The following is a 23,478-nucleotide window of genomic DNA, read 5'->3' as shown; positions in this document are numbered from 1 at the left end:
TTTCTTTACTTGTTTTAATCCCAAATCTTTTTCATTTTTGATAGTCTAAATTACCCACCCATAGAATAATTGTTTATATGGAATTAAAAGAAATACAAGCCCTTATCAAATTTGTTTCTGAATCAGGAGTTGATGAGGTTGAATTGGAGAAAAAAGATTTTAAACTTTCTATAAAAAAGGCTGCTCCTACTATTTTGCAGGCACCTGCTGCACAGCCTCAAATTATTCATGCTGCTTTGCCGGCTGCACCCGTTGCTGCTCCTGCTGCTCCAAGAGCTGAAGAGCCCGCTGCACCTGCTGCTCCTGCAAAATCAGGCAATACCATCACCATCAAATCACCAATGATAGGTACATTTTACCGTTCAGCATCTCCTGATAAACCTGCGTTTGTAAACGTAGGTGATGAGATTGCTCCTGGTAAAGTAGTGTGTATTGTTGAGGCAATGAAATTGTTCAACGAGATTGAATCAGAAATCTCAGGCCGTATCGTAAGGGTATTGGTGGATAACGCCCAACCTGTAGAGTACGACCAACCTCTATTTGAAGTAGAGCCCGCGTAATTGATTTCAAATTTCGAATTTGAAATTTCAGATTAATTAATCCCAAATTCTGAAATGTTTAAAAAGATATTAATAGCTAACCGTGGCGAAATAGCCTTGCGTATTATACGCACCTGTAAAGAAATGGGCATAAAAACCGTTGCGGTATATTCAACTGCCGATAGGGATAGCCTGCACGTGCGCTTTGCCGACGAAGCTGTTTGTATAGGCCCTGCACCCAGCCCGCAAAGTTACCTTAGCATGCCCAATATTATTGCTGCTGCTGAGATAACCAACGCTGATGCAATACACCCCGGCTACGGTTTCCTTTCTGAAAACGCAAAATTCTCAAGCATTTGCCGCGACCACGGTATTAAATTCATTGGGGCATCGCCTGAAATGATTAACTCGATGGGCGATAAATCGAATGCTAAAGATACCATGAAAAAAGCGGGCGTACCTACCATACCCGGTAGCGACGGTTTGCTTAAAGATGCTAAAGAGGGCATGAAACTGGCCAAAGAAATAGGCTACCCCGTAATTATTAAAGCTACTGCCGGTGGTGGTGGACGCGGGATGCGTATTATTTGGGAAGACAAAACCTTTGAAGCTGCATGGGATAGTGCCCGCCAAGAAGCAAAAGCTGCTTTTGGAAACGACGGTATTTATCTTGAAAAATACATTGAAGAACCCCGCCACATTGAAATACAGTTGGCAGGAGACCAATACGGCAAAGTATGTCACCTTAGCGAGCGTGATTGCTCAGTGCAACGCCGCCACCAAAAACTGATTGAAGAATCACCCTCTCCATTTGTTACCCCTGAACTAAGGGAAAAAATGGGTGCTGCGGCTATTGCAGCGGGAGAATCTATCAGCTATGAAGGTGTGGGTACTGTTGAGTTTTTGGTTGACAAATACCGTAACTTCTACTTTATGGAGATGAACACCCGTATTCAGGTGGAACACCCCGTAACAGAAGAGGTAATTAACTACGACTTGGTGAAAGAGCAAATTTTGATTGCTGCCGGTGTACCCATCAGCGGTAAAAACTACTTGCCTCAAAAACACGCCATGGAGTGTCGTATCAATGCGGAAGACCCATACAACAACTTCCGCCCAAGCCCCGGTAAAATCATTAACCTGCACAAACCCGGCGGACACGGTGTACGTGTTGACAGCCACATTTACGCAGGCTATGTAATACCTCCTAACTACGATAGTATGATTGCAAAGCTGATTGTATCAGCACAAACCCGCGAAGAGACTATTGTAAAAATGGAACGCGCACTTAGTGAGTTTATCATTGAAGGTATCGAAACCACCATACCTCTTCAGATGCAGATAATGAAAGACCCTAACTTCCGTGCGGGTAACTTTACCACTGCATTTATGAATGACTTTGTAATAGAACGCTAATTAGTTAGCTATAATCTTTAGCCGCAAAGGCGCATAGGCATCACATTGCCTTTGCGCCTTTGTAGTTTTGGGCAAACCAAAAGTTGCTTCGCGTTTAGCCCTATCCAACCTTCAAGCAATAAAATATCGTTTAATGGTAAAACATGAAGACATTATAATGGTAGCCATGTAATGTGTTTCAAAACGTCATGTTAAGCGTGCGCCATTATAAAATTGAGAAATGGACTGAGCGAAAAGTTGCCTAGGTAATTTTTAAATGCTGTCAAATGTTATTTAGCAAAACAGGATAAAAATTACCAAGCAACAGCAAAAATTTTATAATGGACGTAAGCCTGTGCAGAAGACAACGCCTAACATGACGAAGGGTTTTGTTTCCTTTTGCCCCTCAAAAGGAAAATAAACGTTTATAGTGTTAACTTTAAAGCAATAAAATGTAAGCGTTTTTAACGGTTCACGTATGCCATTTTGCCCGTAAAACAATAACAGGGCACCATCCTTGTAGTAATTAATTAAGTACCTTTGTAAATCAATTCAGCCATGTTTTTAGAGAATTTAAAATTTTTCAAAACAGCCCGTAACAAGCAGTTTAACTACCAGCCCCGTTACTACGACGAGCAAAAGGAAGATTTACAACGCCGTGTGGATGCCATTCGCAACGAAGTGAAAGGCGAGTCCGAATATTCCCGCGATGCCATTCGTCAACGTATCGACTTTAGGGCGCAGGCAAAACATGCCCGCCGTCCTGATTTGCTTACCAACGTGCGTGTGCTGTTTATTGGCGGCATACTGCTGCTGGTTTTTTATTTTTTATACAAGTACTTGTAATACCCGTTGATGAGCGACATAATCAGTGTTTTGCCTGATGCGATAGCCAACCAGATTGCCGCCGGTGAAGTGGTGCAAAGGCCCGCATCGGTAGTGAAGGAGTTGATGGAGAATTCAGTTGATGCAGGAGCCACTGATATTAAGCTGATAATAAAAGAAGGGGGTAGCACACTGATACAAGTGATAGACAACGGAAAGGGCATGAGTCCTACCGATGCCCGCTTGTGTTGGGAACGCCACGCTACCTCAAAAATCCGTAAAGCCGAAGATTTATTTCAAATTACCTCCTTTGGGTTTCGTGGCGAGGCAATGGCCTCCATTGCAGCTGTTGCCCATGTTGAGATGCGCACCCGTCGCACCGATGACGAATTAGCTACCTACATATTGATGGAAGCATCGGAGGTGAAAAAGCAAGAAAGTGTTGCTGCACCCGTTGGTACCAATATCAGCGTTCGCAATTTGTTTTTTAACATCCCTGCAAGGCGCAATTTCTTAAAATCAATCCCGGTAGAAACCCGTCATATATTAGAAGAGTTTATCCGTGTATCCATGCCCAATCCGGCCATTGGCTTCACACTGATAAACAACGATAACGAGGTTTACAACCTGAAACCCGGTACACAAGCGCAACGCATAGCAGGATTGTTGGGGATTAAAGACCCTGCCCAACTGCTATACGATGAAGAAGATACCGATTTGATGAAAACCCGCGTGTTTTTAGGGCAGCCCCAGTGGGCGAAGAAAACCCGCGGCGACCAGTTCTTTTTTGTGAACGGACGCTTTATTAAAAGTGCTTATCTGAACCACGCCGTTACCTCGGCATACGACGAGTTGATAGCCAAAGATACCCATCCCTCGTATGTGGTGTTTATGGATGTGCCCCCGTCAAAAATTGATATCAACGTACACCCTACCAAAACGGAGATAAAGTTTGAGGACGAGAAGTACCTCTATCAGATACTTAAATCGGTTTGCCGCAAGGCATTGGGTCAACATTTGTTATTGCCTGATGATACCTCATCAGCGGCTGAAAACGATGCATTTAACCGTTTAATAAGCCAAACGGTGTTTTCTGATAAGCAGCCGCAAGAACCGCAAATAAAGGTAGATAGAAGTTTCAATCCCTTTGGAGGACAAACAGTCCGTCAAAAACAAAACTTAGGCAAATGGCAAGAAATCTTCGCGCCGCTTGCCAAAGAAGAATCGGTAATACCGCCGCCCGATTTGTTTAAACAAGAGCAACTGCGCACAGTACCTGAAGACCGACCTCAAGAGTTTGTACAGGGTATATTTCAGTATTCAGGGGCATATTTAGTTTTTACTACTGAAAAGGGTCTTTTTATTGCCGACCAACAAGCTGCCCATGAACGTGTGCTGTACGAAGAGTATGCCCGTGCGATGGACGGAAACGGTTTCCCCTCGCAGCAATTATTGTTTCCCCGTGTGGTTGAGTTTTTACCGATGGATTATGCCTTGTTGGATGAAGTAATTGAACAAGTGCGGTTATTAGGGTTTGATATAAACCCGTTCGGTAATAATACATTTATCGTAAACGGAACTCCCGCCGATGTTAAGAAAGGTGAACCCAAAGAATTATTAGAAGGCGTTTTACAAAAGTATAAAGAGAATTTACAAGGCTTGAAACTTGGCCCCCGTGAAGCATTGATGCGCGCTATGGCAAGACAATCAGCCATTACAAGAGGTACTGTGTTGACGGCGAAAGAGGCAACTGAACTTGCTAACCAGTTGATGAATTGCGAAGTGCCTGCATACACACCTGCCGGAAAACCCGTTTTTATTACCTTTGCAACGCCTGAACTGGCAAAAAGATTTGAGTAATGAGTTACTACAATTACAGACCAAGCCCTTTTAGCAACATCCCTTTAGCAGTAAAAAACCTGCTGATTATAAACGGCTTGTTTTTTTTGGCAACGATGGTGTTTGATGCCAGCTTTAGGGTAAACCTGATTGATGTATTGGGCTTACATTACTGGACATCGTCTGAGTTTAAACCTCATCAAGTAATCACCCATATGTTTATGCACGGTGGGTTTGGGCACTTGTTCTCAAACATGTTTGCCCTGTGGATGTTTGGTGCCACTTTAGAGCACCGATGGGGTTCTAAACGCTTCATTTTCTTTTACCTGTTTACCGCTTTAGGTGCGGCAATATTGCACCAAACCGTTACCGGAATTGAGATTTTCAGAGCTCAAGGAGCCATTGATTTTTTTACAGCAAACCCTACCGTAGATAACTTTGTAGCAGCAATAAAAGCCGCAGGTTTCACCCCTGATACAACATATATCGGTGAAATGCGGTCTATATTTACGAGTGGTGTTATAGAAAATAAAGCCGAAGTAGCTGAGTTTACCCAATCACTGAATGCACTGTTGGTTAAGAAATCAAATATTCCTACAGTGGGAGCTTCAGGAGCTGTGTTTGGCGTACTTATTGCATTTGCGCTTTACCAACCCAATACTGAACTGTTTATGTTCTTTATTCCGTTTCCTATAAAAGCCAAGTATTTTGTGGGCTTTTATGCGGCAATGGAGTTATATTTGGGTATCCAAAATAATCCCGGAGATAGCGTGGCGCACTTTGCACACCTCGGCGGTGCTTTGTTTGGATATATTTTAGTTAAATACTGGAATAAAAGTAACAGAAACTCGTTTTATTAAAAAACGGATGAAAGCGATAGACGACTTTAAGCGTTTCTATGCCGAGGGCAACAACATGGCACGTAAATTAGTAATAATTAACGTGTTGGTGTTTTTGTTTGCTGCGCTTACTTCTGTTGCTCTTTGGGCATTATCAGGAGGGAACTTTGATGCAATGTTCCTTCAGTTTACTGCCTTTTTTGCTGTTCCTGCCGATGCCTCATTATTTGTGCTTCGTCCGTGGACAATCATCACCCACAACTTTTTTCATATCGGCCTTATACACTTGTTAGTAAACATGGTGTTTTTATATTGGCTGGGCAATATTTACCGCGAGTATGCGGGCAATACCAAAGCCCTTGCTACCTATTTGTGGGGCGGTATTATTGGAGCGGTATTTTTTGTAGTTGCAAACAACACCCTGCCCATGCTTGCCAACCACCAAGGGCAACAGTTATTGGGCGCATCGCCCGGTGTAATGGCCATTGTGGTTGCATTGGGTACATTTTTACCCTACTACGAGGTATCATTTTTTAACTTCTACATTTCACTTCGCTGGGTGGCCTTGGGAGTGGTTACATTACTATTACTAAACCTACCCCACGGAAACGTAGGCGGACAAATTGCCCATTTGGGGGGCATTATATTCGGTTATTTTTATGGACGTCATCTGCGCCGCAGTTCAACCTTCGGCAGCGGTATTGAGAACATCGGCGATTTTATCAGCGGATTATTTAAACGCAAACCCAAGCTAACGGTGGTTAAAAAAGAAACCACTGTATATAGTTCGACAACCATCACAGATTTTGATGATGAGTACGAACCCAACCAAGAGGTGATTGATGCTATACTAGACAAAATCAGCCAATCGGGGTATGAAAGCCTCACCCGTAAAGAGCGAGATTTGCTATACAAGGCCAGCAAGCAGGATTAATGTTTATAGTTAACAAAATTGTTTTTGTACTAAATATTATCGCAGCTGCCCTTTTACTAGGCAGCTACCTTTCGCCTGTAATCAGCCCCCAAACATTTTGGCCCGTATCTTTCTTAGGACTTGCCTATATCCCCTTGCTTATTGCAAACATGGTATTTGTAGTGTATTGGTTAGTACAAGCTAAACTGCACGTATTTATATCCGTGGGTGCTATTGTATTTGGGTTCTCCTTTATTGGCCGTTATTACCAAATTTCAGGGAGTACTAAGCCTGCCGATGAAAAAACCATTAAAGTGGTGAGTTTTAATATCCAAAACTTTGATGAACGGAAGAAGCAAGCCAATCCTTACCCTGAGTATTTTACGGCGATTGGAGAAGAAAAGCCCGATATAGTGTGTATGCAAGAGTTTAACCGTTGGGTGGGTATTAATGAAAAAAACACTTCGCTTGAAGAACTTAAACTGGCAATGGGGAAGGGCTTTAATTACATAGAGCGGGATAAAGTAACCAACAGCCTAATTATTGCTTCAAAGCACAAAATCATACGCCACAAAGGGTTTACTTTCGGTAAGAAACGTACCACCAACGGAGCCATGTGGGCTGATATTCTAATCGGCAAAGACACCATACGGGTATTCAATGTTCATTTTCAGTCGTTTTTGTTAAACAAGGTAAAACTCGATTCATTAGATACTAAAGACAAGGCCCTGGAAGGTTCAAAAAGTATTGTGCGCAGGCTGCGAAACGGTTTTGTGAACAGAGTGCCCCAAGTGGATTCGGTACTGATGGAAATTGAAAACTCGCCGTATAAAATTATTCTGTGCGGTGATTTTAACGATACCCCGTTGAGTTACACCTATGGCAAAATGACAAAAAACCTGCGCGATGCCTTTATAGAGTGCGGAAGCGGGTTGGGAGCCACCTATTCAGGTCCGTATCCTTCATTCAGGATTGATTACATACTGCACAACCCCTCGTTTAAGTCCTACAACTACAAGCGCGGACTTAGCTATGGCTCTGACCATAAAATGATTCAGGTAGAGCTGGCATTAAAATAACCCTTCAAACCTTTGGCACACTTTTTAGGTGAATGTGGTAACTTTGTACCGCAATAATTAACGTTTAAACAACAAAAATATGGCTTCATATCCCGAAATGCTTGTAGCGCCCATGCGCAAAGAGCTAACCGATAACGGTTTTACCGAACTTTTAACCCCCGAAGAAGTAGTAGGCGCAATAGAAAACAGCCAAGGCACATCGCTGGTGCTTGTAAACTCGGTATGCGGTTGTGCAGCCGGAACAGCAAGACCCGGTGCCATTAGGTCGCTAAGTGGTGATAAAAAACCTGCCAACCTGTACACGGTATTTGCCGGTATGGAAACCGATGCAGTAGCTAAGGCTCGTGAATACTTTATGCCTTACCCGCCTTCATCACCTGCAATGGCTATTTTTAAAGATGGTAAATTGGTTCATTTTATCGAAAGGCATCATATTGAAGGCCGCAGTGCTGATATGATTGCCACCCATCTTACTGAAGCTTACAAAGAGTTTTGCTGAGAAACGATTTAAAATAACTGCAAAGGGGGCCTCGAGCCCCTTTTTTTATGTCGTTCGGAATGGTTTTAAACCATTCCGAATGCAACCTGCAACAACGACGGGTTTTATACCCATCGACACAACAGGTTGAAACCTGTTGCTTTTACAATTACCGCATTGGGAAGGACTTAAGTCCTTCCCAATGCGGTAATCTCAACAGGATAGGGTTTCAACCCTATCAAAAAAAAGCAACAATACATATTCAAATGACATTTCCGTGACTATTTGTCTTTTGCGGATGCGTTTAGTAAGTAATTCATCATTTAAAGAATTACTACTATGGCAGCACGACATGAAATTACCGCAAGGGTGCGTAACCTTCGCCCCGTATTCTACCAAATTGGTTTGCTAATCGGATTATTAATTACGTTAGGTGCTTTTAGATGGACAGTAGAAGGGGAGACGGTGTACGTAAAAGAAGAGGGATTTGTAGATACCACAGCGTATGACCTTGGCGAGATTAGAATTATTGAATACCAAAACGAGGAGATTGTAACTAAGACTGAGAAACTGGAGCAGCCTAATCCCGACCCGAACCAACTTAAAATTGTTGACAACGACAAGGTGATTAAAAGCATTGACGAAACACAAAAGGTAATAACCAACGATTGGACAGAGGTATTTAACAGGAAACCTCCTGTAATTGATGATGGCCCCGAAGTGTTTCCTGATGAACAACCTATTTGGATACCCAGTAAATACCCTGAGTTTGTTGGGGGTGATGAAGCCCGTCAAAAGTTTTTTAGTAAATATTATGTTGTCCCTGCCATTGTGTTAGAAACAGCCACCAAAAGTACAATTACACTTACGCTTAAATGTGTGATTGAAAAAGATGGTACTGTAACCAATATTGAGGTTGTAAAAGACGGTGGTTATCCCGAAGCTGCCGAAGCATTTGTAAAAGTAGCCGCCAAAATGCCCCGCTGGAATCCCGGTTACCAAGGTGCCCACCCTGTGCGTGTATATGTTAGCATTCCATTAAAAATTAAGATTAAATAAGCCCTTTTTAAACCAAATATCATCAAAAGCAGCAGGTAATACTTGCTGCTTTTTTTGTTGGGTGTTAATAGCGACGGGTTTTACACCCGTCGGCCTAATCATTCAATCCGATACCTTCGACGGGCATAAAGCCCGTCTCTTTTAAAAGGGTTCGTTCCGAATGGTTTAAAACCATTCGGAACGTTACATCCCAAAGCCCGAATTTTATATTCGGGCAACCCTTTTACCTTAATAGCAAAATCTTAAAAATACTAGATGCTCAATAGTGACGGGTTTCATACCCGTCTACCCAATTGGGCAACCCTTTACTCACAACAGAGACGGGTTTTATACCCGTCGACCATGTAATAATTCCCTAAACCATGATTTTAGACATATTAAGTTACTTAGAAATATTCTAAATTGCGGCCTTTATACCGCATGGTACTTGCTGACTTGAAACCCGGACAAACCGCTGCCATTGAAGCCTTTGAAAACAGCCCTTTGGTGCTCAAATTTCTTGAAATTGGCCTTGTGCCCGGTGCCGAGGTGCAATTATATGCTACCGCCCCCTTGGGCGACCCCATTGCTGTTGAAGTAATGGGCAGCAAAATAAGCCTGCGCAAAAACGAAGCTAAAACAATAAAAATACGGTTAGTGTGAGCGGCAGCCCCATTAAAATAGGCTTGGCAGGAAACCCCAATAGTGGTAAAACATCTGTTTTTAACCAGTTGACGGGGCTTAGCCAGAAAGTGGGAAACTTTACAGGGGTTACCGTTGAAAAAGTATCCGGACACGTAAGCAAGCACGACAAAGAGTGGTTGGTTACTGATTTTCCCGGTATTTATAGTCTTTATCCCAAATCAGAAGATGAACGGGTGAGTGTGAATGCCTTTACAGAAGAGCAACACTCAGAAAAACCTGATGCCTTGTTGTTTATTGCCGATTACGGACAACTGCAACGCAGCTTGATGCTGTTTAGCCAACTGGCCGATTTGCAACTCCCTATTGTACTTGCGATTAACAAGGCCGATTTGGGTGAAGCTGCCGCCGCTCAGGCGGTAGCCAAAGAAGCTGAGAAAATATTCGGGGTTAAAACACTTCTTATCAGTGCCCACACAGGGCAAGGCATCGGTGATATATTTCCCGCTTTGCTCGAAGCCCAACCGTCGTACAAAAAATTCTGGAAGGTGCCTGCACATGCCCACATGGGGATATTGCAGCAAAACCCCGGCAAATCGATAGAGAATATGTACACCGCTTTTGTGAATACAGTAAACAAAGGGCAGTTGCCCAATGCTCTGCATTTGCAAGAAACTGAACTGGAAGAGCGTACACATACTATTGCTAAATTGGCGGGCAGCATCACCTCAAAAATAAAAACCGTTAAAAACCGCGAAACCTCGCGCAAGATTGATGCGGTATTAACCCACAAAATAACAGGGCCTTTTATTTTCCTGCTGGCTTTGTATATTATTTTCCAGTGCATTTATACCCTTGCCCAATACCCGATGGATGCTATAGAGGCCGGCTTTGCATGGCTTAGCAACGCAAGCAGCAACCTGTTTAAGGGCAGTTTATGGGGCAGCTTATTGGCACAAGGCATCCTACCCGGCATAGCAGGGGTGGTTGTGTTTTTGCCGCAAATTTTGTTTCTGTTCTTTTTCCTCTCAGTGATGGAAGAGAGCGGTTATATGGCTCGTGTTGCCTTTCTTTCCGATAAGCTCATGAACAAAGTAGGGTTAAACGGAAAATCAGTTGTGCCCTTGCTTAGTGGTGCGGCCTGCGCCATTCCTGCCATGATGGCTGCCCGAAATATCGAGAACAAAAAAGACCGTTTGATAACCCTTTTAGTAACTCCCCTGATGAGTTGCTCGGCGCGGTTGCCCGTATATTTACTGCTGATTGCCTTTATCGTACCCGAAGGAAACGGCGGGTTTTTGCTGGATTACAGAGGCTTGGCATTGATGGCAATGTACGTATTGGGCATTGTGTTTGCCATTTTGGTGGCATGGGTGTTTAAGTTGGTGTTGAAGGATGGTACACCTTCGTATTTTGTGATGGAAATGCCCGATTACCAATGGCCGCAGTTTAAAAACACGGCCAAAGTAATGGTTGCTAAGGCATCTTCGTTTGTGCGCCAAGCAGGTGTAATAATTCTGATAGTATCAGTATCGTTGTGGGTGCTGGCTTCATTTGCCCCCGGCGACAGGTTAGCCAAAATAGACCAGAAGTACGGCCAAACGGAATACACCCAAGGCTTATCTGAAAAAGAGATTGAGAATGCTGTGGCGGCTGAAAAACTGGCAGCTTCTTACGCAGGAGAGATAGGCAGGTTTATTGAGCCTGTGATACGCCCGTTGGGGTACGATTGGAAAATAGGGATTGCTTTGGTAAGCTCTTTTGCCGCCCGCGAGGTGTTTGTGGGCACAATGGCTACCTTGTATAGTTTGGGTAGTGATGAGAGCGATTTGGACGTGATACGGACAAAAATGGCGCAAGAAATTAACCCCAAAACAGGTAAGCCTGTGTTTAGCGTGGCCGTTGCGTTTTCGTTATTAATGTTTTATGCATTTGCCTTGCAATGTTCAAGTACGGTGGCGGTAATGTACAAAGAAACAGGGGGGCTAAAATGGCCCGCAATTCAGTTTATTTATTTGGCAGTTTTAGCATATTTGGCCGGATTTTTGACGTATAATCTACTGTCTTAACATCTTGATTTTAATACCCAAATCAACGATATTTGCGAACTTTTTTGGCAGTAGTGTCAGATTATTGTATTTTCCCTTCACGAAACAAAACAAAAGTCATTTATAAATGAGACAGCTCAAAATCAGTAAGCAGTTTACCAACCGCGAAAACAAATCGCTGGACAAGTATCTGAACGAGATTAGCAAAGTGCCGATGATTGATGCGCAGGAGGAGGTAGAACTTGCCCGCCGTATCAGAGAAGGAGACCAAGTGGCGTTGGAAAAACTGGTGAATGCCAACCTTAGGTTTGTGGTTTCAGTTTCTAAACAATACCAAAACCAAGGGCTTACTTTGGGCGACCTTATTAACGAGGGTAACCTTGGCCTTATAAAAGCAGCTAAACGCTTTGATGAAACCCGTGGTTTTAAATTTATTTCGTATGCAGTATGGTGGATTCGTCAGTCAATCCTTCAGGCATTGGCCGATCAAAGCCGTATTGTACGTTTGCCGCTTAACAAAGTGGGTTCAATAGGCCGTATAGGTAACATTGCTGCCGAGTTGGAACAAAAACTTGAGCGCGAACCTACTGCCGAAGAAATTGCCAATGCGTTGGAAATACCAACTGCTGAGGTTGAAAATGCGTTGCGTACCAGCGGCCGTCACCTTTCTATCGACGCTCCGTTGGCAGAAGGTGAAGACAATACCTTGTTAGGTGTGTTGGATAACAACGATGAGCCTCATCCTGATTTGCATTTGATTAACGAATCGTTGCAAAAAGAGATTAACCGTGTAATAAGCACCCTTTCTGAAAAAGAACGTGATGTGTTGAAATACTACTACGGTTTGGATGGCGGTCCAGCACATACTCTTGAAGATATCAGCGAAAAAGTGGGGCTTACCCGCGAACGCGTACGTCAGATTAAAGAAAAAGCACTACGCCGTCTTCGTAAATCTTCAAAAAGCAAAATCTTGAAATCATACTTAGGATAGTTCTTTTAGAATATCCCATACCAAAACAGGCTCGTACCCTTTAGCAATAAGGTACGAGCCTGTTTTGCTTTTACGGGCATATATATTTTGCTCCTTTTTCATCTCTTCCCAGCGTTTGTATAGTAAATGTTTCAGTTGTTCATAATACACTACATCGTCAATTTCTTTCATTGCTTGTTTGATGCAATAAGCTGAAATATCCCTTGCCTTCAATTCATGAACTATTTTCACCCGCCCCCATTTTTTTACGCGAAATTTTCCGCCTGCAAAAGCTTGGGCAAAACGTTCTTCGTTCAGGTAATTTTCTTCCATAAGCCGCACTATTAGGTCGTCTACGTCTTCACTTACCAATCCCATTTCGTATAATTTATCCCTTACTTCACGGTGGCAACGCTCTTGGTATGCACAATATTTCTGTATCTTTACCCATGCCTGCGATGGTGTTGCCCGCTGTTTTTTTTGCATAGCCTTGTAGAAAATTCTTGTAGTATTGGTATTTTGGAATAAAATTTGAAAAAAGGAATTATAAAAACATACAAATCAATGAAAAAGTTATTACTCACACTCACAATTGCTTTGGCAGGTATTTTTACTGCAAACGCCCAAGTTGGTACTGATAGCCAGCCTACCGACGGCCCACAAATGAAATTCCGTGAAATTATGCACGATTACGGTAACATTCCTCAAAATGTACCTGCAACTCACGAATTCCTTTTTACTAACACCGGAAAAGCCCCGTTGATTATTAACAGCGCAAACGCTTCATGCGGTTGCACCGTTCCTGAGTACACCAAAGAACCTATTATGCCCGGCAAAACCGGTGTTATAAAAGTAGTTTACAACGCTGCTTCAATGGGTAACTTTACTAAATCAGTAACTGTTAACTCAAACGCAGGTGTGCAAACACTTACTATTAAAGGTAATGTGGTTGAGAAAACCTCACAACCTACACCAGCGGTAGTAAACCCTAACAAATAATCTTATTAATAAACCACTTAATACAACCCTTGTTTGGTAACAAACAAGGGTTTTTTATTTGTATTGAGCAAACGTTTAGAAGTTGGGCTGCAATACATCGGTTTTATAAAACTCAGTAATGATGTTTATTACCTCGTCGGCCTTGTCGGCGGTTTTAAACAAAAACATATCATCAGCGCTGATATTCCCTTCCCGCTCAAGCATTACCTTCTGTATCCAATCAATCATTCCCTGCCAGTACTCTGTACCCATTAACACTATCGGAAACTTATCAATCTTTTGGGTTTGTATCAGGGTAAGTGCTTCAAACAGCTCATCCAATGTGCCGTAGCCGCCCGGAAATACCACAAAAGCCTGCGCATATTTCACCAGCATCACCTTGCGTACAAAAAAGTAATCAAAGTGTATCAGCTTGTCACGGTCTATAAAGTCGTTGGGTTTTGTTTCAAAAGGCAAATCAATATTCACCCCAACCGATTTACCACCTACATTTTTGGCACCTTTGTTCCCTGCCTCCATAATACCCGGGCCGCCGCCCGTCATTACACCATAGCCCGCCGCACACAGCTTTTCAGCCACTTCAATGGCAAGGGGATAGTATTTGTTATCGGGTTTGGTACGTGAAGAACCAAAAATAGACACGCAAGGCCCTATTACCGATAGTTTTTCAAACCCTTGAACAAACTCGGCCATGATTTTAAAAATCTGCCACGAGTCGGTAATCTTCATTACCGGCCAGCTTTTTTCCGTTTCGTTATTGTATTTGTCTTTCATGCGCTTTATCGGCAATTAATTGTAAACCTATAAAAGTGAGCAATCCGTTAAGTAATAATAACTCAAAACCAAATTGGTAGCCGTTTAGCCAGTTTGGGGCATTGGTGGCAATAAAGTAGGTGAGCAGGGGAGCCAATACGCATATTATGGGCACATAAGCATCGTGCAGGCTGCGTTTGGTAAGCAAGCCAAAGCCAAATAAGCCCAGTAAAGGCCCGTAGGTATATCCTGCCACTAAAAACACGGTATCAATAATGGCTTGTTTGTTTAGTGCTTTAAATATCAAAATCACCCCGAGTAACAACAGGGCAAACACCACGTGTATATTATGGCGTTGCTTGTTTTTCTGTACTTCGGTAAGTGTTTCGTTTTTATCTAACCGCAAAAAGTCGATATAAAAAGAAGTAGTAAGAGTAGTGAGCACACTATCGGCGCTTGAGAAGGTTGAAGCTGTTAAACCGATAATAAAGGCGATGGCAGCCGCAAACCCTAAATGGTTGAGGGCAAGTTGAGGGAACAACTCATCAGTTTTGGCAGGTATCTGAAACCCGATGTGTGCAGAGTAAATGTATAGCAACGCACCCAACGAAAGAAAGAATACGTTTACCAAAACCATCACAAAACTAAAACTCACCACATTTTTCTGGGCATCGCGCAGGTTGGGGCAGCTAAGGTTCTTTTGCATCATGTTTTGGTCTAAACCCGTCATAGTGATGCTGATAAACATACCGCCCAGTAAATCTTTCAACCAAAACGATTTCCCCTTCCAGTCAAACACCAAAACATCCGCATACTCGCTGTTATACACGTTTCCAATCATTTCACTCAAACTCCAATCCATGCTGTTGGTAATAGAGATGATGGTAAACATTACTGCGCCTAACAACAGCAGCGATTGAAAAGTATCTGTCCATACAAGGGTTTGTATACCCCCCCGATACGTGTACAGCAGAATAAGAATGATGATGATAGAAACGGATAAACCAAAAGGCACCCCAAATTTATCAAACACAAAGTATTGGATTACCGATGCGGTAAGGTATAGTCGAGCCGCCGCACCCAACAAGCGGGAAAGCATAAAATACAGTGCTCCTGTTTTTTGTGAACTTTTGCCAAACCGTTCCTCAAGATAAGTGTAAATGCTGGTTAAGTTCATGCGGTAATAAACGGGCAGCAATACGTAGGCAATTACAAAATAGCCCAGCCAAAACCCGATAACCAGTTGCAGGTACGAGAAATGCGAGGCCGTGCCCACCTTGCCCGGTACCGAAATGAAGGTAACCCCTGACAATGAATCGCCAATCATGCCCAGTGCCACGGCAAACCAAGGGGAAGCTTTGTTTCCCAAAAAGTAGCCTTGTGCATTGGTTTTGCGGCTGGTGTACCACGCTATAAGCAGCAGCAGCAGAAAATATCCGCCTATGCTGCCAAGGATTAAATAGGGGCTCATATTCAGGGGGTAAAAATAGAAAAATAGGTGTGGGCGGCGTGCATTAATTCTTTGCACAGGTGTGGGTTACAAAAGAGGCGTTTTTTACCACAGATTTTGTGTCATATTAACCTTTTAGTAAAACTTTTAACCAAAATATTGTTTTAATTTTGCAGACTTTTAAAAATCTTCAATTTAAATGACAACTAAAACCACCCACCTTTCTTATAAGGTAAAAGACATTTCGCTGGCCGAGTGGGGCCGTAAAGAAATTCATTTGGCTGAGGCTGAAATGCCCGGCTTGATGGCCATACGCAAAGAGTTTGGCCCTAGCAAACCTCTAAAAGGTGCCCGCATTGCAGGTTGCCTTCACATGACCATCCAAACAGCGGTGCTTATTGAAACTTTGGTTGAATTGGGCGCGCAGGTACAATGGTCGTCTTGCAATATCTTCTCTACACAAGATCATGCTGCTGCTGCTATTGCTGCTGCCGGCATCCCTGTGTATGCTTGGAAGGGTATGACTGAAGAAGAATACGAATGGTGTATTGAACAAACCATTTACTTTGGTGAGAACCAAGAACCTTTGAACATGATTTTGGACGACGGTGGTGACCTTACCAACGTGGTACTTGATAAAAACCCTGACCTTATTGCAGGTATCCGCGGTATAAGCGAAGAAACTACTACAGGTGTATTGCGTTTGAAAGACCGCGAACGCAAAGGTACTTTGCCAATGCCCGCTATTAACGTTAACGATTCTGTTACCAAATCTAAATTTGATAACAAATACGGTTGCCGCGAGAGCTTGGTAGATGCTATCCGCCGTGCTACTGATATTATGATGGCCGGTAAAGTGGCTGTGGTTGCAGGTTACGGTGATGTGGGTAAAGGTTCTGCTGCTTCATTGCGCGGTGCAGGTGCTCGTGTTATTGTTACTGAAATTGACCCTATTTGCGCTTTGCAAGCTGTGATGGACGGTTACGAAGTAAAAACTATGGCTGATGCCATTAAAGAAGCTACCATTGTAGTAACTGCTACAGGTAACTTCCGCATCGTAGGCGAGCAACACTTTAAAAACATGCGCGATAAATCTATCGTGTGTAACATAGGCCACTTTGACAATGAAATTGACATGGCTTGGTTGAATGCTAACTACGGCGATACTAAATACACTGTTAAACCTCAAGTAGATGTTTACAATGTAGATGGTAAAGAAATCATCGTATTGGCTGAAGGCCGTTTGGTAAACTTGGGTTGTGCTACAGGTCACCCATCGTTTGTAATGAGTAACTCATTTAGTAACCAAACCCTTGCTCAGATTGAATTGTGGAGCAACCACGGTAAATACGAAAACAAAGTTTACGTATTGCCCCGTCACCTTGACGAGAAAGTGGCTGCCCTTCACCTTGACCACGTAGGTGCTAAATTGGAGACTCTTACTCCTGAGCAAGCATCATACATTGGTGTAACTGTTGAAGGTCCTTTCAAAACCGACGAATACAGGTATTAATCAATACCTGCTTACAAATAAAAAATGCCACCCCAAAGGGTGGCATTTTTGTTTATATCGGTTGAGGATTAAATACCTGAGAAAAATCAGTCCTAATTAAATCTCTCTTCGCGTAAGCTTTTTAATATTCGCCATCAGCTCTTTATACAACACCGGCTTGTACATTACATGGTTTAGGTTGCTGCGCAGCGGGTGGTTGTTTACCTCGCTGGTATCAGCAGCGGTAATGGCAAGTATAGGGGTAGTGCGGTTGGCTGTGGTACCGTGTTTTATTTTTTCGGCAGTTTCATACCCTGATATTTTAGGCAGGTGCAAATCCATCAAAATAATATCATATTCCTTTTGCTCAACAAACTCAAGGGCTTTGTAGCCATTGTCTGCCACATCATACTCGGTTTTCCAACCTGCCAATATGCGGGTAAACAGTAAAATGTTGGTGGTGTTATCTTCAACTACCAATACTTTTAGCCCCTCAAGACCTGCATCTTGTGGTGTTTTAGGTACACCTTGTTCTGCAATCAGCGGAGCGCGGTAAACAGGCATGGTTAGCTCAAAGTAAAAACGAGAGCCTTCGCCAAGCTTACTACTAATTTGTAATTGTGAGTTCATCAGTGCCAGCAATCGGTTGATGATGGTAAGTCCCAAACCGGTACCACCATACTTGCGTGTGGTATAACTTTCGGCCTGTGCAAAAGGTTGCAAAATGTTTTTAAGCTGGTCTTCAGGAATACCAATACCCGTATCAACCACTTCAAAAAGCAGTTTAGCGGTATCATTATGGCGTTGCACTAATGTGCACCGCACAGATACCTTGCCTCCTTTGGTAAACTTTATTGCATTGTTAATAAGGTTAGATATAATCTGGGCCAAGCGGTATGGGTCGCCTTGCAATTTTTCAGGCACATCTTCACCCACAAAAACATCCACCTCGGTTTCGCGCAGCAAAGCACTCCCTTTATACAGCAGCAATTGGTCGCGTAGTATTTTATTTACGTCCACCCCAATTTCTTCCAAATCTACTTTACCTGTTTCCAAACGGCTAAGGTCAAGCACGTTATTTAGCAGCAACATCAAGTTGTCAGACGATTGTTTCAGCGCGCTGATAAACTCGTCTTGCCCTTCGGCCATCGGCATGGTTTGCAGCAAGTCCACCAAGCCGGTAATACCGTTTAGCGGGGTGCGTATTTCGTGGCTCATAAACGACAGAAAACGCGAGCGGGCAGCCAATGCAGTTTCCACTTCTTTTTTCTGACGGTTTATTTCGATATTCTTTTCCTCCAGTAATCGGTTTTTCTCCTCCAACTGTTGCTGGTAGGTAATCAATAGGCGATTGGTTTTTTGTTTTTGACGTAACGAATACCACACAATGCCCAGCACGGCAAGCAGTAACATACTTACTGTACCGTAAATAATCACCATCATGCGGCTTACTTTTCCCTTCTGCACAGATGTTTCAAGGTCGTTAGCAGCTTTTTCAAGCACAAACTCCTTTTCAAGCTCACTTATCTCAGCATTCTTCTTATCGTAACTAATGGCATATTTTACTTCCTCAGCCTGCTTATAGTAATCAAGAGCCTCTTTGTATTTTCCCGTTGCAACGCTCAATTGGTGCAGCAGCTCAAGGCAGCTCTTTTTTATTTCAGGTAAATCCAATTCTACCGATACCTCAAAAGCTTCCTGCAAGTACTTTTCAGCAGTGCTGTATTCTTTTGTTTCAAGATATAAATGGCCAAGATTTTTAAGTGTATTAGCAGTTGCGCGCCTATTGCCCAGCTCCTCTTTCAGCTCTTTGGATTTGTTCAGATTTACAAGAGCCTTGTCATACTCGCGCAAGCCCAAATAAGCCTCGCCAACGTTATTGTATGAGTAAGAGATGTATGACTTATTGCCTGATTTTAAATCCCCCTCAAGCACCACCTTAAAACACTGCAACGCCGAGTCGTAGTTTTTAAGCTCAACATAGTTGCTGCCCATGTTGTTTAAGGTGTTTAACCTGCTGTCTTCGTGGTGATATTGAACCGAAATATCCAAGGCCTTGCGGTAGTTGTTTGCCGCCTCACGGTAGTTGGATTGGTTTTGATGAATTAAGCCGATGTTATTATAAGCATTCGCTTGCCCACGGGTGTCTTTTAATTCCTCAAACAGCTTTAAGCTTTTTAAATAGTTGGCAATAGCTTTATCGTAGTAGGCTTTAAAATCATAGTTAATCCCTAAATCGTTATAACAGCGGGCTATGCCCGGCTTGTCGCCGGTTTCGGTAAAAATTGCGAGTGATTTTTCAGCCAACAGAATGGCCGAATCGTAGTTGCCGAGTTGTTGCTGAACGGAGCTTTTTAAAAACCATGCTTCCGCCACCCCGTTAGTATAACTCAGGTTTTCCGAAAGAGTATGTATAACCCCTGCCAGACTATCACTGGCCATAGGATCATTATATTGCAGTTCAAAAGCAATTTCTTTTAGCGAGTCTAATTGTGCTTTTCCTTTTTCAACCTTTTCGCTAGTTATACTTTCCTTTTTGCCGCATCCATACCCAATTAGCAAGACACATACTATGGCTAAAACTACTTTCACCGCGGGTGATAAATACCACAAAATACGGTGTTTGAGATTAATTATTGCTGTTTTCTTTTACAAGCGGGGCAATTAGCTGTTTATTTGCAGGCAAAGTTTATTTGAGTAACAAAGTGGCAAAATTAAGTGTTAACATAAACAAGTTTGCAACCTTGCGCAATGCCCGCGGGGGTAACAACCCAGATGTGGTTAAGGCAGCAATTGATTGTGAAATGTTTGGTGCGGATGGGATAACGGTGCATCCCCGACCTGATGAAAGGCACATACGGTATGCGGATGTGTATGCGCTGAAAGATGTGGTGAAAACGGAGTTTAACATTGAAGGGAATCCCCGCACACAGAGTTTTGTTGATTTGGTGCTGAAAACTAAACCCACACAGGTTACCTTAGTACCTGATGCTGAAAATGCACTTACCAGCAATCAAGGGTGGGATACTATACAACACAAACAGTATTTGAAGGATATAATAGCCTTGTTTAAAGAACACGGCATCCGTACTTCTATTTTTATCGACCCTGTGCCTGCTTTGATTGAAGGTGCAAAAGAAACGGGTACCGACCGGATTGAGTTATATACAGAGGCGTACGCCCACGGTTATTTAACCGATAAAGAAAAGGCAATAGCCCCTTATCGCGAAGCGGCCAAAATTGCCAATTCGTTGGGCTTGGGTATTAATGCAGGCCACGATTTGGACTTGAACAACCTGAACTACTTTTACAAGAATATTGAAGGATTGCTGGAGGTTTCAATAGGTCACGCACTAATATGTGATGCCTTGTATTTGGGGCTAAACAACACCGTACAAATGTATAAACGGTGCTTGCAGCAATAAGTGCCGATTAATCTTTTGAGCTGATAAAGTTATAGTCTTTTATAATGCGCGAGATAAAAGACAGCGTGTCTTTTTCAACCGCTTTTATACCCAACTTAGCCTCAACCGTTGAACGTGCTTTTTCAATCAACGTAATGGTGCTTACGGTATAGGTTTTCTTTATAGCTTCCACTACTTCTTTAAGTGTTTCAATATCAATAGGCGATAACTCACCTGCCTGCGGATAGTGAGGCACGTAATTATCGTCAGTATCTTCAAACAAGGTTTGTTCTAGTGTAACACGGGGTTTAAGTTTAGCAACCGTAGTACCGGCAGCCATATCACCTAAACGCTGGCTTTTTTCGCCAAACAAAAAAGAAATCATTGCTATAGAGCCTTGCGAAATCAGCACTTCAACTAAACCCAACAACCAACGTAACGAATAATCACCAATGGTTGGCTCCGTACCGTCTAATCGGATAACGCGGGTTTTCATTACCATTTTTCCAATACTGCGCCCGTTGTTAAAAAGTTCAAACAAGGGATGATACAATATTACAAGGGCATACATGGTAATTTGTATTGGAATGGTTTGCGGCAGCCCTAAACGAAAACCTAAAACTGCCCCCCAAAGTATCAGTATATCTATTACACCGGCTAAAATACGGTCACCCAAACTGGCAAGCTCAAAATTAAGACGGACGTTTTGTGTGGTATTAATTATCAGGTTTTCAGACATACTTTTACGCTAACAGAATGTTTATTAAATATCGTATTCGTCAAAAATAGCAAAACAGCAATCAATATCTCAGTTCAAATATATATTTTGCAGGGGTAAGCAGGGTATTTACATCTATGCGCGAGGCAGCCTTTACAAAACAAAATCATCAGAAATGGAAAGCGTTTGAAGACCAAATGGCGCAAACGGCTAATACACACCCTGATAAGCTTGCGGAGCTGTTTGTAGAAATTACCGACGATTTATCGTACGCGCAAACCTATTACCCGCAATCTAAAACCACGCAGTACCTAAATGGCTTGGCGGTGAAAGCCCACCAAACCATTTACCGCAATAAAAAAGAAAAACAAGGCCGCTTACTCAACTTTTGGACATACGAAGTTCCCCTGGCTATACAGCAGGCGCGCACACCCATGCGTGTGTCGCTGATTGTATTTGTGCTGGCAATATTAGCGGGTATAGTATCTACCTACTTTGATAAAGATTTTCCGAGGTTCTTTTTGGGCAATGCCTATGTGAACACAACGCTTGATAACATTGCTTCGGGCAATCCAATGGGTATATACGGTGATAGTGGGGGTACAGATATGTTTTTTCGCATCACGTTCAACAATATCATGGTTTCGTTTAGGGTGATAGCCTTGGGCATATTAGCATCGGTGTTTACCTGCATAGAACTGTTGCGCAACGGTGTGATGGTAGGGGTGTTTTTTACTTTTTTGTTTAACGAAGGAGTACTGGGCACGGCCATGATGACAGTGTGGATACACGGGGTAATTGAAATATCAAGCATTGTAATAGCAGGCGGGGCAGGCATCTTGTTGGGGAACAGTATTCTGTTTCCCGGTACATATACCCGTATGCAATCGTTAAAAAACAATGCCCGAACCGTTGCTAAAATTGCTGTAGGCTTAGTTCCCTTGTTTATTGTGGCAGGCTTTTTAGAAAGCTTTGTAACCCGTCACTATAAAGAACCCATAGTGGGCATTTTATCCATTGGTATCACATTGCCTTTTATAGTGTGGTACTATATTATACTTCCCAAAAAACTTCATAAGAAATTATATGCACAACAAGGTTGAGTTATATAAACAACGAGATTTCAGTCAGGTATTTGCCGATAGCGTAGCCTTTATAAAACGCAATTTTAAGGGCTTACTGCGTAGCTTGGTAGTTATTGTTGCTCCGTTGTATGTTATTTCTTCGATAATGATGTCGATGTTTTCAATGAAGATAATTGATACTGCTTCTCAAGCGGATACTTATTATGGCAGAAGCAGACAAAATGCAGCGTTTGATGCAATTTTCGGCGGAAATTTTTTCTTAACCATGCTATTGGCTTTTGTTACCATCGTATTGGCTATTAGCGTAGTGTTTGGGTACATTAAGTTGTATGGCGAAAACAAGGAAAACATAACCCCTGCCGATGTATGGCAAGAAATACGCAGTAGGGCTGTTCGATTGTTTTTCTTTTTATTGGGCTATTCTGTTGCACTGTTCATAGGGTTTTTTATCATTTCATTCATACTAACCTTTTTATTAGTTGGATTATCCGTCATTCCTGTCCTTGGGCCAATAATAATGGTTTGTGTATTTCTGGTATTTATGTTGGCATCGGTTACGTTTATCACCATTCTATTACCGGTAGTATATTATGAAAACGATAGTTTTTTCGATTCAATAGGCCGCGTAGTTCAATTATTACGCGGCAGTTTTTGGCAAACTATGGCAGTTACATTTGTTTCGGCCATTGTAGTACAAGTATTGGTGATGATTGTATATCAAGCTTTACTTCAATCTTTCGAAGTATTAAAAACAAGTACTGAACAAGTAGATGTCAGTACTGTAAAAACCATACTAATTATCTACCTTACTGTAACTCCCGTTGTGCTGTTCTTCGGGTATTTGTTCCAGTTTAGCACCAGCGGATTTGCTTACTTTGGACTGATTGAAAAGAAGGAGTACATTGGCTTACGCAAAAAAGTAGAAGCCATGAATGAAACCATCGATATAAAACCTGAGGAGCAATACTAAGC

At 42.5% G+C, this 23,478-nt stretch carries 22 protein-coding genes; 17 read left to right on the top strand and 5 right to left on the bottom strand.

The features are described 5' to 3' along the window. Positions 1 to 77: 77 nt before the first annotated feature. From accB to F9K23_05385, 12 genes are all read left to right on the top strand, one after another. Positions 78 to 560, top strand: coding sequence for an acetyl-CoA carboxylase biotin carboxyl carrier protein (gene accB, locus F9K23_05440; protein ID KAB2917199.1), 483 nt, complete (start codon positions 78 to 80; stop codon positions 558 to 560). A gap of 54 nt (positions 561 to 614) precedes the next feature. Continuing rightward, positions 615 to 1,955, top strand: a complete 1,341-nt coding sequence (accC, locus tag F9K23_05435) for an acetyl-CoA carboxylase biotin carboxylase subunit (protein ID KAB2917198.1) — start codon at positions 615 to 617, stop codon at positions 1,953 to 1,955. 537 nt (positions 1,956 to 2,492) lie between these two features. Continuing rightward, positions 2,493 to 2,780: a hypothetical protein gene (locus F9K23_05430; GenBank protein KAB2917197.1), complete on the top strand. Its 288-nt coding sequence runs from the start codon at positions 2,493 to 2,495 to the stop codon at positions 2,778 to 2,780. A gap of 9 nt (positions 2,781 to 2,789) precedes the next feature. Next, positions 2,790 to 4,619, top strand: coding sequence for a DNA mismatch repair endonuclease MutL (mutL, locus tag F9K23_05425; GenBank protein KAB2917196.1), 1,830 nt, complete (start codon positions 2,790 to 2,792; stop codon positions 4,617 to 4,619). Further along, a complete protein-coding gene (locus F9K23_05420) occupies positions 4,619 to 5,458 on the top strand; it encodes a rhomboid family intramembrane serine protease (GenBank protein KAB2917195.1) in 840 nt (279 codons plus the stop codon). The genes mutL and F9K23_05420 overlap by 1 nt, the downstream gene beginning before the upstream one ends. A gap of 7 nt (positions 5,459 to 5,465) precedes the next feature. Next, on the top strand, positions 5,466 to 6,371 hold the full coding sequence (locus F9K23_05415; protein KAB2917194.1) for a rhomboid family intramembrane serine protease: 906 nt from the start codon (positions 5,466 to 5,468) through the stop codon (positions 6,369 to 6,371). Next, a complete protein-coding gene (locus F9K23_05410; GenBank protein KAB2917193.1) occupies positions 6,371 to 7,429 on the top strand; it encodes an endonuclease/exonuclease/phosphatase family protein in 1,059 nt (352 codons plus the stop codon). The genes F9K23_05415 and F9K23_05410 overlap by 1 nt, the downstream gene beginning before the upstream one ends. Positions 7,430 to 7,508: 79 nt before the next feature. After that, positions 7,509 to 7,928, top strand: a complete 420-nt coding sequence (locus F9K23_05405) for a BrxA/BrxB family bacilliredoxin (protein KAB2917192.1) — start codon at positions 7,509 to 7,511, stop codon at positions 7,926 to 7,928. A gap of 318 nt (positions 7,929 to 8,246) precedes the next feature. Beyond that, entirely contained in the window at positions 8,247 to 8,966 is a 720-nt protein-coding gene (locus tag F9K23_05400) for a hypothetical protein (protein ID KAB2917191.1), read from the top strand. Between the two features lie 420 nt (positions 8,967 to 9,386). Further along, positions 9,387 to 9,608, top strand: coding sequence for a ferrous iron transport protein A (locus F9K23_05395; GenBank protein KAB2917190.1), 222 nt, complete (start codon positions 9,387 to 9,389; stop codon positions 9,606 to 9,608). Further along, positions 9,605 to 11,656 (top strand): ferrous iron transport protein B, encoded by a 2,052-nt coding sequence (gene feoB, locus F9K23_05390; protein KAB2917189.1) that lies wholly within the window; start codon positions 9,605 to 9,607, stop codon positions 11,654 to 11,656. Before F9K23_05395 ends, feoB begins: the two co-directional genes overlap by 4 nt. A 106-nt stretch (positions 11,657 to 11,762) precedes the next feature. Beyond that, positions 11,763 to 12,626, top strand: a complete 864-nt coding sequence (locus tag F9K23_05385; GenBank protein ID KAB2917188.1) for an RNA polymerase sigma factor RpoD/SigA — start codon at positions 11,763 to 11,765, stop codon at positions 12,624 to 12,626. On the opposite strand, the gene F9K23_05380 is transcribed toward F9K23_05385, so the two are convergent. Beyond that, complete coding sequence (locus F9K23_05380; protein KAB2917187.1) at positions 12,618 to 13,091, bottom strand: RecX family transcriptional regulator; 474 nt, start codon at positions 13,089 to 13,091, stop codon at positions 12,618 to 12,620. The two genes, F9K23_05385 and F9K23_05380, sit on opposite strands and share 9 nt — an antisense overlap. Positions 13,092 to 13,169: 78 nt before the next feature. Here F9K23_05380 and F9K23_05375 point away from each other — a divergent pair, with 78 nt between their 5' ends. After that, positions 13,170 to 13,604 carry a DUF1573 domain-containing protein gene (locus F9K23_05375; GenBank protein KAB2917186.1) on the top strand — a complete coding sequence of 145 codons (435 nt, stop codon included), beginning with the start codon at positions 13,170 to 13,172 and terminating at the stop codon, positions 13,602 to 13,604. Between the two features lie 75 nt (positions 13,605 to 13,679). Here the strand turns inward: F9K23_05375 and F9K23_05370 are convergent, their stop codons facing one another. Both F9K23_05370 and F9K23_05365 read right to left on the bottom strand, forming a co-directional pair. After that, on the bottom strand, positions 13,680 to 14,378 hold the full coding sequence (locus tag F9K23_05370; GenBank protein KAB2917185.1) for a TIGR00730 family Rossman fold protein: 699 nt from the start codon (positions 14,376 to 14,378) through the stop codon (positions 13,680 to 13,682). After that, on the bottom strand, positions 14,359 to 15,828 hold the full coding sequence (locus tag F9K23_05365; protein KAB2917184.1) for a sodium:solute symporter: 1,470 nt from the start codon (positions 15,826 to 15,828) through the stop codon (positions 14,359 to 14,361). The genes F9K23_05370 and F9K23_05365 overlap by 20 nt, the downstream gene beginning before the upstream one ends. A gap of 178 nt (positions 15,829 to 16,006) precedes the next feature. Here F9K23_05365 and F9K23_05360 point away from each other — a divergent pair, with 178 nt between their 5' ends. After that, the gene (locus tag F9K23_05360) at positions 16,007 to 17,320 is read left to right on the top strand and encodes an adenosylhomocysteinase (protein KAB2917183.1); all 1,314 of its coding nucleotides are present in this window, start codon (positions 16,007 to 16,009) and stop codon (positions 17,318 to 17,320) included. A 96-nt stretch (positions 17,321 to 17,416) separates the two neighbouring features. Here F9K23_05360 and F9K23_05355 read toward each other — a convergent pair whose 3' ends face one another. Continuing rightward, the gene (locus F9K23_05355) at positions 17,417 to 19,891 is read right to left on the bottom strand and encodes a tetratricopeptide repeat protein (protein KAB2917182.1); all 2,475 of its coding nucleotides are present in this window, start codon (positions 19,889 to 19,891) and stop codon (positions 17,417 to 17,419) included. Between the two features lie 113 nt (positions 19,892 to 20,004). Here F9K23_05355 and F9K23_05350 point away from each other — a divergent pair, with 113 nt between their 5' ends. Next, a complete protein-coding gene (locus F9K23_05350; protein KAB2917181.1) occupies positions 20,005 to 20,724 on the top strand; it encodes a pyridoxine 5'-phosphate synthase in 720 nt (239 codons plus the stop codon). Between the two features lie 7 nt (positions 20,725 to 20,731). Here the strand turns inward: F9K23_05350 and F9K23_05345 are convergent, their stop codons facing one another. Then, on the bottom strand, positions 20,732 to 21,442 hold the full coding sequence (locus tag F9K23_05345) for an RDD family protein (GenBank protein ID KAB2917180.1): 711 nt from the start codon (positions 21,440 to 21,442) through the stop codon (positions 20,732 to 20,734). A 116-nt stretch (positions 21,443 to 21,558) separates the two neighbouring features. On the opposite strand from F9K23_05345, the gene F9K23_05340 reads away from it, so the two are divergent. Beyond that, positions 21,559 to 22,524, top strand: a complete 966-nt coding sequence (locus tag F9K23_05340) for a stage II sporulation protein M (GenBank protein KAB2917179.1) — start codon at positions 21,559 to 21,561, stop codon at positions 22,522 to 22,524. Next, complete coding sequence (locus F9K23_05335) at positions 22,508 to 23,476, top strand: hypothetical protein (GenBank protein KAB2917178.1); 969 nt, start codon at positions 22,508 to 22,510, stop codon at positions 23,474 to 23,476. Before F9K23_05340 ends, F9K23_05335 begins: the two co-directional genes overlap by 17 nt. Positions 23,477 to 23,478: the final 2 nt, after the last annotated feature.

Source organism: Bacteroidota bacterium, from assembly GCA_008933805.1.
Taxonomy (GTDB): domain Bacteria; phylum Bacteroidota; class Bacteroidia; order UBA8524; family UBA8524; genus SB11.
The sequence above is the reverse complement of the archived record's forward strand: the minus strand, read 5'-3'. Positions and strand labels throughout refer to the sequence as shown.